We start from the raw sequence: 8,247 nt of genomic DNA, 5'->3' as shown, positions 1-8,247 counted from the left end.
TCAATTTCAAAGCTGACGAGATTTTGCAATCTCTTGTTTTGGTTGATTGCTCAACCTTGCTTCTTCACTCGTTGTTCAGTTTTCAAAGAACAATTTCTTTCGTTCACCTGCTGTTTTTCAACAACAGGAGTTTTAATATATCATATCCGCCTGGGCGATTGCAAGCATTATTTTTCATTTGTTTGCCCTCGTTTTGGCCGGAACATTAATATAGCACGCTGGCAGCGAGAATGCAACACCCTTTTTAACATTCATTTCAGGCTGCCGGTTGTTACCGGTTTATGTGCTTGTCCTGCTCAGCATTGTCTCCACAAGCTCCTGCTCAAACCGCTCCTTGACGGAATCGTTGCTGCCGCCTACGGAATGGCGGATCTCCGTAAACTCGCGGACAATGTTCCGGATCGCCTCAAGCTCGCCTTCCCGGGCAAGCCGGCCGGTTTGCTCGATCACGTAAAAAGCAACCGCTTGATAGGCGTCTGCAAAGCTCTGATCCACGTCTGCGGCCGCTCGGTAATCGGCATAGTATCTTTTAAAAGTTTGAATTAGCGTTTCCTGCATGCAGCATCTCTCCTTCCGGTTCGACGTAGTTTGCTTCGCAGCCTGCACGAATATGCAAATTGCGCGTAAAAAAGCAACAGCCCCTTGCCGTCTTGCAGCAGGGAGCCGTTGCGTGGATTCCAAACCTTTTTCATATTTAATCTAAATATATGATGGTATAACGATAATTACTTAATGTCGATGGAAGTAACCAGTTGGTCTTTTCCTTTGAGCTCTACCGGATGTCCGGCAGTAAGCAGGGAAAGGTTGCCTGTAATAGTTACGCTTGGAGATACGTTATAAATGACCGTTTGGGAGCCATTATATACGTTTTGAGTGATCGAGATGGTAGAAATGACGCCTTGGGTATTCAGAGTAGTACTGTTAAGCGTACCAATCACGTCAAAATCGGTTAGAGCCAGCTTGGTCACTTCAATGTAAACGACTTGATTGTCGGATGTGCGGATGTTCACTTCATCGCCTACTTGTAAAGCAGAGGCGCTTACTTGAGCTCCGTTCCGGTATACATAAACGTTCGGATTCAGGGTAAACTGGTAAGCAGTTCCCGATTTGGTAAGAGTCAGAACGTTGTTGGACACAGCCGCGCTTACAGTACCGCTATCGGTAGTAACGGAAGTTTGTGCAAGTTTCGTAACTTCGATATACACAGCCTGATTATTGTACGTGTCGATTTTCACTTCGTCGCCTACTTGCAGCGCGGAAGCGGCTACTTTTACCCCGTTGCGCAGTACGAATACGTCAGGATGAAGCGTGTATTGGGTTGTCGTGCCGGATTTAGTCAATGTCAATACATTGTTAGTGACTGCCGTGCTGACAGTGCCTGTATTCGCGTTTTGATCTTGTCCCGGCAATTGGCTGCCCGTGCGGTCCAGCAAAGCGGCCAATTGGGCGCGAGTTACGGATTGGTTCGGTCTGAACGTGTTGTCCTCAAAGCCGTCAATCAAACCTTTTTCAATAGCTACGGCCACATAGCCGACCGATCCGGCAGGAATTTGCTTGGCGTCTTTGAACGGCAGAGCGGTGTTCATTTTGGCTTTGGCTTCGGCATCGTATTTCAACGCTTTAACCAAAAGCGTAGTTGCCCACAGACGGTCAGCCGCTTCATTCGGCTTCACGCTGTCGTCGCTCTCTGTGAACAGGTCGTTTTCAAGCGCTACAGCGACGTATCCGACAGCCCAGGAAGGAACTTTATCGGCATCTTTAAAGTTAAGCTTTGTTTGCATTTCAGTGGTGGATTCGGCTTGGTCGCGCAGTCCCATCAAACGAACGGCGGCCGTAATCGCTTCGATGCGGGACACGGTGTTGTCAGGTTTAAAAGAGCCGTCTTCATAGCCTTCAAACACGCGCTTGGAAGCGAGGCTTGCTATATAGCGCATTGCCCATTGCGCGGTTTTCATATCGTTGAAATTGATGCGAATATCGATGGAACCTTTGTAGTTTCCTTGGCTGTAATTGTAATTTCTTCCGTTGCCTTGGTTGTTTTCCCGATTGCCACGGTTGTGATCGTTATCTTTTGCAAATGCGGCAGTGCCTCCTCCTACAACCATCACGCAGGCAAGACTCGTTGCCACCACTTTTTTCATTAACTGCTTTTTCATCAAGTTACCTCTCCCTTTTCCCAAGTAGTTATGAAGCATAAGATGAACCTTCGCGAAGGGTTCCTGGATATGCTACAAATGTTCGCTGCCCGGCTATTTTTTTGGGGGGTCTGGTCAAAATTAACAGGCAAAACTATCAAATGCGCCGCCCGTCGTGATAAAATCAAGCTGTTAGAAAAAGAATCGCCAAAGGAGCAAAAGCATGCGTTTTCAAAGCAAACGAGGTTTGATTATTTTCATTGCAGTGGCAGTGCTAATTACGGCAAGTGCTTTTACTTTCAGCAGATCTTTGTTTCAATCTTCTTCCCGCGGTCCCGCCGGGACGGCCGGTCCGGGTGTCGAGCAAACCGCAACGAAAGAAGCGAACAACTCGCAGCAAAATCTTCACGCCGGACAGACGGATCGAGTACCTTCCGAAAAGTTTGATATCGTCGTAGTCGGCACCGAGCTCGAAGGTCTTTATTTGGCAAGAGCCGCGGCCGACGAAGGCTTGCGCGTGAAAATTATCGATCCGAAAGCCGAATTCGGCGGACAAGTGCTGCAGGCGCAAATGCTGTTTCTGGACGAAACCCGGGATGACAAAGGCAAGTCGCTCGTTCAGGGGCGGGCGAAGGAATTGTTTGACGGTTTTCGAAACGGCAAAATCCGCAAGCTGCCCGAATTTACGGATTATATGAAAAAGCTTGTAGACCAAATCACCATCGAATCGGGCGTTCAGATCAATGATATACAAACGGCGGATACTCCCGCGCATTTGCATGATATAACCTCGCTCACCTATACCGACCGGCAGCAGGTTAAGAAAAGCATATCGGCCTCCTACTGGGTGGACAATACCGATAACGCCGCACTGCTCAGCAAGCTGGATGTGAACCGGCTGCCGGGGCTGGAGAGCTTTTACGGGCAAAAAAATATCGAATACATGAGCGCCGGCATGATGATGAAGTTCAAGCATGTCGACTGGAAGACGTTCAATGCGGAGTTCAACAAGCTGAAACCGGAAGAACGCAGCAAGCGGTTCGGCGGCGGAAGCGTCAACGAAAGCTTTGCCATCGGTTTGAGTGGAGTTACGAAAGCTTATCATCCTACCAATGATCGCGTTTTTCTTCGCGGATTGAATGCGGTCAATCAAAGAGACGGGGACGTATTGATCAACGCGCTGCTTGTCTACACGGTCGACCCTTCCAACGCCCAATCGGTGCAGGAAGCCGTTGCTCTCGGCAATAAGGAGACGCCGCTCATTTTGGAGCATTTCCGCAAAACGCTGCCGGGCTGGGGATCGGCGGAACTGGGCGATTTGCCGACGTATCCTTACATTCGCGAATACAATCATTACGAAATGGATTATGTGCTCAAGCCTTCGGACCTGCTGTCAGGAAAAATGTTCTCGGACAACGTCAGCATCGGCGGCTATCCTCTCGATCTGCAGGGCACCAGCGCCAACAAATGGGGCATTGAAATGGGCAGACCGGACAAATACGGCATGCCGCTCCGCAGCTTTTTGCTGAAAAATTACGACAATGTCATCGCCGCGGGAAAAAACGTCGGCTCGTCGGCCATCGCCTACGGCAGCACGAGAATTCAGCCGAATACAAGCCTTGCGGCCGAATCCATCGGCGTCATTCTCGGGCAAATTCACGGCAAACAGAAGCTGAGCGAAATCAAGCAGGAAGATATGGATAAGCTTCACCAATATTTGGCAAGCAAGTATCATATCACGCTGACCGGCGTCACCGGGACCAACAAAATCGCCGGCTGGACGGACGACGAAATCAAAAAGCTGGATACCGGCGAAATTACATATCCCAGCTATGTCCAAACGAAAAAGAAAACTACAAGCAAGTAAAGCCAGGACCGCGCTGCAGCTCTGAGATTCGGAGAGCTTGCGCGGTTTTTTGGCGCGTTTGGGGATAACCGGGCGGGCATTCGGAGGCTTTTTACGTATTGAAGCTTTGAAAAAAAAGTGTATAATAAGCATTGTGCTTATAATTACTTATATAAACTTAAGTAAAGAGGTGGTTTTTGACTTGTTCCAGGAAGAAAGACTTATCGCGATTGTTGATTACTTAAAATTAAATAAGCGCATTACAGTCGATCAAATTTGCGAGCTGTACGAAGTATCGCGGGATACGGCGCGGCGGGACATGGTCAAGCTGGAGGAACAGGGACGCATCGTCAGGACGCGCGGCGGAGCGATTTTGCCGACATTATCGAAGGACGTCGGAAATTACGAGCAGCGTTTGCAGGCCGAGCCCTCTTCCAAGCTGACGATCGGCAAAGCGGCCGCCGCCCTTATTCAGGATGGCGACTACATTATGATGGATGCTTCGACGACCGTCCTGCATGCGGCTTCGGCCATAGCTTCCAGAAACAACGTCGCCGTGACCAGCTCGATTGAAACGGCGGCTGCGCTTGCGCGCAAAGGCGGCATCACGATTCATATGCTCGGCGGCGTGCTCGATAACAAGCACCACAGTGTATACGGCGCCAAGGCGATAGAAATGCTCAAAGATTATCATGTCGACAAGCTGTTTATCGGCACATGCGGCATTACCGAGGAAGGGTTGTCGGCCCCGAACGAAGAGGACAGCTATCTTGTCAAAGCTATGATACAGCATGCGGATCAGGTAATCGTTCTGGCGGATCATTCCAAATTCGGCAAACGCCTGTTTTATCGCGTCGTTGGCTTGGAAAGCATCGACATTCTTGTTACCGATCAGGAAATGGGGCAGGAAATCAAAGAGAAATTGATTGCCTCTGAAGTGGAAATCGTATTAGCGGGAGGAGAACATCAGCATGATTAAAATGATAGTCAGCGATTTGGACGGAACTTTGCTCGATCACAGCAAAAAAGTAAGCGAGCGGGAGCGCGCCGCGCTGAAGCAGGCCAAGGCCGCAGGCATCGAATTGTGCCTGGCATCGGGAAGAGCGCATGCGGACATGCAGCAGGTGATGAACGAGATCGAATACGAGGCGCATTCCGTATCGCAAAACGGGGCTTTTATTTATTTGCGCGGCGGCGCGCTGCTGCACGCCAAGGTTTTTGCGCCGGAGCTTGCTTGCGAGGTGTATCGAATCGCCAAAAACTTTGATATGGTCAAGCTGATTTGTTCGGTCGAAGGAAACTACAGCGCGGTCATGACTCCTGCTGAAGCCGATATCCAGTCCAGAATGTTCAGCCCTCTTCTTGTTAGAGAAGATGCGGAAGCGGCGCTGACGGGCGATATATCGGCGAGCAAGTTTTCGTTTTTTGCACATCTGGACGTCCTGCTTGAGGTGAAAAGACGGCTGGAGGAACAGCTTGGCGGGCAATTGGAAATATTTTTGTCCGACCACGATTGTCTGGATGTGATGCCTCTGGGCGTCTCCAAAGGCAGTTCCCTGCTCGTTCTGCTCGACCGGCTCGGACTTCGGCCGGATGAAATCGCCTGCTGCGGGGACTCTTTCAACGACGTGTCGATGTTCGGAATTACTCCGCACAGCTTCGCTATGATCAAGGCGCACGCCGATGTCCGGCAAGCGGCCGCTTATCAAGTGCACTCCGTAGCCGAAGTCCTTGAACATGTGCATGCTTACAATCGAAGCTTTTCAGGCAAAGAAAGTACCGCGCTATGAAAAGACTGCTGACCATGGGGTGCGCGTCATATTTATTGACGGGCTCCACCCACGTTATTTTCGGCGCTGTACTGACTGAACTTTTGACATATTACGGACGCAGCTACCAAGACGGCGGTGTGCTTGTGTTCATGGAATTTGCCGGCTTTTTGCTCGGCGTGCTCGGCGCGCCTTACCTGGCTCGCCGCATCAGCCGCAGAAGCACGATCATGATCGCCTTTACGCTGCTTTTCGCGGCGATGGTCGCGACCGTACTGCTGCTCCCATGGCCGATCGCCGTCTGCTTCACCTTTATCGCCGGTTTGGCCTTCGGCCTTGTAGAATCCAGCATCAGCACATTCGTGCTGCTGGCGGCCAAAGATCAGCAGGCGATCGCTTTCAGCCAGCTGGAAGTCGCCTTCGGCGTCGGAGCGCTGGTCATGCCGCTTGTGTCCAGCCTGCTTATCGCCGGCGGTGTATGGAAATATTCGTTCCTGCTGCTTGGTCTCAGCGCGGTGGCGATGGCTCTCGTCTGGTCCAGGATTTCGCTGGGAGAGCATGACGAGCTGCTGGCCCATAAAGCGGACAGCGAGCAAGGGGTCAAGCGGCCTCCGGCGTTGAGCAAAAGCTCGCTGGTTGTCCTCATTATGTTCATGCTCACATTTTTCGTTTACGTCGGGATGGAGAACACGATCGTCAATTTTTTGTCATCCATTTTTAAGGAGCAGATGCAGTTGCCAGGCTCATTCTCCTCTTTAACCGTAACGGCCTATTGGTTCGCCATGGTCGTCGGCCGCGTGTTTGCGGGAGTCATCGCCGAGAAAATGACGTATTTTCGCTTTCTGGCCGTATCGTACGCCGCCGGCTTCCTGATCATCCTGGTCTGGGTGTTCAACTCCTCCTTGTGGAGCGGCTTCGCCATCGTGCTGCTGCTCGGCCTGTTCATGTCCGGCATGTTCGCCGTGGCGATCGTTTATGCCAATCAGCTGATCCCCGGGCGTACGGAGCAAACGACGAGCCTGCTTATCGCCTCCGGAGGATTGGGCGGCGCCGTCCTACCGCTGGCCGCAGGCTGGAGCCTGGACCGCTTCCATGTCAGCGTAACCGTAGGATCCGTAGCCGCCGGCATGCTGATCGTGCTGTTGATCGTGCTTTTTTCTTACAGATGGAAAGCCGGGACCGGAACCGTACCCGAACGGGTATCCGTCACTGAACAGGGATAATAAAAAAGATGGGCCCCCGAACTATTGCGGGGAGCCCATCTTTTTTTATAAAGGCGCTGCCGCTCTCGCGAAGCGGCCTCACTCACCGGCCGGCCGGAGAAGCCTGCAAAAATGCATGCCGCCCAAAAAACACCCGTGTCAGAGGCGAAAGCCACATTCTGCCTGGCCGCACGAAAAAACCTGCAAAAATACATGAATTTGCGCCCTTGATCGCTGTCCACGAACAATTCCTGCAAAAGTGCAGGCTTTTCACCGAACAAATGGACTCAGATTCACTTTCAGCAAAAATTCCTGCACTTTCGCAGGTTTTTCGTCAAAATAAGCCAATTTCGGAGAAAAAAACTGCACTTTCGCAGGTTTTCTCCCTAGCAAACTGATTCCCACCCAGTTGTGCAGTTCCAGGACCTACACCGGGAGAGTCGCGTCCAGAAAAAACGGCTGTCCCCCCCAAATTAGTCACACTCGTACCCCCAGCCTTCGCAGAGTGTCGCGACTTGCTCGGGCAGCCTGACAATTGCAGGCTTTCCCCCTCACAAGCTGCTTCTTGCCCAGTTGCGCAGTTCCACGACCTACACCGGGAGAGTCGCGCGTCCAGAAAAAATGGCTGTCCCCCCAAATTAGTCACACTCGTTTCCCCAGCCTTCGCAGAGTGTCGCGACTTGCTCGGGCAGCCTGGGTACCCGCATCATCTTTACGAAGCCGATTGCCCGAGCTTGAAGCCGATGCGTATCCCGTTTTCCTCGAAGCTGACGTTCCTTACACCCACGAGCTTCGGCAGATGCTCTTCCAGCGAGATCCGGAGCGGCGGCAGTTGGAGCAGACTGCTCGGCAGGCTCGCTTCTTTGATCTGCGTACTTGTATGTACAATCTCGATGTTCGGGCTGTTCCACTCCACATTAAAAAACAATTTGGCACCGACGGGGATTTGCCCTCGCCACAGCAGGTTGACATCCGCCTGGAGCTCGTTGCCCCGCAACTGCAGTGCGGCTCCTTCGATGCGAATATCATGAGGCAGTTCCCGATGAGCGGCCAACTGTTTTTTGACCAAATCATTGAGTTCCGCTTCCGTGATGAGCATCTCGAATTTGCGGTTTTTGATCATGTCGACGATTTTGCCGCCGATCGGCACCTCGCGGTAGTTCAGGTCGAGCGCTTCGGTCGGCTTTACGTACCAGATCACGGTCCCCGCCAAGGCGGCGAATATGACAAGGACTGTACAGACGAAAATAAGCAGCTTTTTCATCAGCTTCATGGCCCCGGCTCTGAGAGTCTGG

General features: G+C 51.7%; 9 protein-coding genes. 6 read left to right on the top strand and 3 right to left on the bottom strand.

The genetic code is table 11. The features are described from left to right. Positions 1–209: hypothetical protein (locus AC0LWT_RS34475; protein WP_474686135.1), on the top strand; the 209-nt coding region annotated here is incomplete at its 5' end. 70 nt (positions 210–279) lie between these two features. On the opposite strand, the gene AC0LWT_RS34470 is transcribed toward AC0LWT_RS34475, so the two are convergent. Continuing rightward, on the bottom strand, positions 280–558 hold the full coding sequence (locus AC0LWT_RS34470; RefSeq protein WP_474686133.1) for a hypothetical protein: 279 nt from the start codon (positions 556–558) through the stop codon (positions 280–282). Positions 559–725: 167 nt separating this feature from the next. Continuing rightward, positions 726–2,156 carry an S-layer homology domain-containing protein gene (locus AC0LWT_RS34465; RefSeq protein ID WP_474686131.1) on the bottom strand — a complete coding sequence of 477 codons (1,431 nt, stop codon included), beginning with the start codon at positions 2,154–2,156 and terminating at the stop codon, positions 726–728. 202 nt (positions 2,157–2,358) lie between these two features. On the opposite strand from AC0LWT_RS34465, the gene AC0LWT_RS34460 reads away from it, so the two are divergent. The 5 genes from AC0LWT_RS34460 (at position 2,359) to AC0LWT_RS34440 (ending at position 7,350) form a co-directional block, all read left to right on the top strand. Continuing rightward, positions 2,359–4,002 (top strand): FAD-dependent oxidoreductase, encoded by a 1,644-nt coding sequence (locus AC0LWT_RS34460; RefSeq protein WP_474686129.1) that lies wholly within the window; start codon positions 2,359–2,361, stop codon positions 4,000–4,002. Positions 4,003–4,183: 181 nt separating this feature from the next. Then, entirely contained in the window at positions 4,184–4,960 is a 777-nt protein-coding gene (locus AC0LWT_RS34455) for a DeoR/GlpR family DNA-binding transcription regulator (RefSeq protein ID WP_474686127.1), read from the top strand. After that, on the top strand, positions 4,953–5,771 hold the full coding sequence (locus AC0LWT_RS34450) for an HAD family hydrolase (RefSeq protein ID WP_474686125.1): 819 nt from the start codon (positions 4,953–4,955) through the stop codon (positions 5,769–5,771). Before AC0LWT_RS34455 ends, AC0LWT_RS34450 begins: the two co-directional genes overlap by 8 nt. After that, the gene (locus AC0LWT_RS34445) at positions 5,768–6,973 is read left to right on the top strand and encodes an MFS transporter (protein WP_474686123.1); all 1,206 of its coding nucleotides are present in this window, start codon (positions 5,768–5,770) and stop codon (positions 6,971–6,973) included. Before AC0LWT_RS34450 ends, AC0LWT_RS34445 begins: the two co-directional genes overlap by 4 nt. 8 nt (positions 6,974–6,981) lie before the next feature. Beyond that, positions 6,982–7,350, top strand: coding sequence for a hypothetical protein (locus AC0LWT_RS34440; protein ID WP_474686121.1), 369 nt, complete (start codon positions 6,982–6,984; stop codon positions 7,348–7,350). 314 nt (positions 7,351–7,664) lie between these two features. Here AC0LWT_RS34440 and AC0LWT_RS34435 read toward each other — a convergent pair whose 3' ends face one another. Next, on the bottom strand, positions 7,665–8,225 hold the full coding sequence (locus tag AC0LWT_RS34435; protein WP_474686119.1) for a hypothetical protein: 561 nt from the start codon (positions 8,223–8,225) through the stop codon (positions 7,665–7,667). Positions 8,226–8,247 lie beyond the last annotated feature (22 nt).

This window comes from Paenibacillus sp. sgz302164 (genome assembly GCF_056120505.1).
This window is presented reverse-complemented; position numbering and strand designations above follow the sequence as displayed.

What these genes read in the sequence shown, in the direction of transcription:
- AC0LWT_RS34470 (WP_474686133.1), bottom strand. Translation starts at nt 558, where the DNA reads ATGCAGGAAACGCTAATTCAAACTTTTAAAAGATACTATGCCGATTAC.
- AC0LWT_RS34465 (WP_474686131.1), bottom strand. Translation starts at nt 2,156, where the DNA reads ATGAAAAAGCAGTTAATGAAAAAAGTGGTGGCAACGAGTCTTGCCTGC.
- AC0LWT_RS34460 (WP_474686129.1), top strand. Translation starts at nt 2,359, where the DNA reads ATGCGTTTTCAAAGCAAACGAGGTTTGATTATTTTCATTGCAGTGGCA.
- AC0LWT_RS34450 (WP_474686125.1), top strand. Translation starts at nt 4,953, where the DNA reads ATGATTAAAATGATAGTCAGCGATTTGGACGGAACTTTGCTCGATCAC.
- AC0LWT_RS34445 (WP_474686123.1), top strand. Translation starts at nt 5,768, where the DNA reads ATGAAAAGACTGCTGACCATGGGGTGCGCGTCATATTTATTGACGGGC.
- AC0LWT_RS34440 (WP_474686121.1), top strand. Translation starts at nt 6,982, where the DNA reads ATGGGCCCCCGAACTATTGCGGGGAGCCCATCTTTTTTTATAAAGGCG.
- AC0LWT_RS34435 (WP_474686119.1), bottom strand. Translation starts at nt 8,225, where the DNA reads ATGAAGCTGATGAAAAAGCTGCTTATTTTCGTCTGTACAGTCCTTGTC.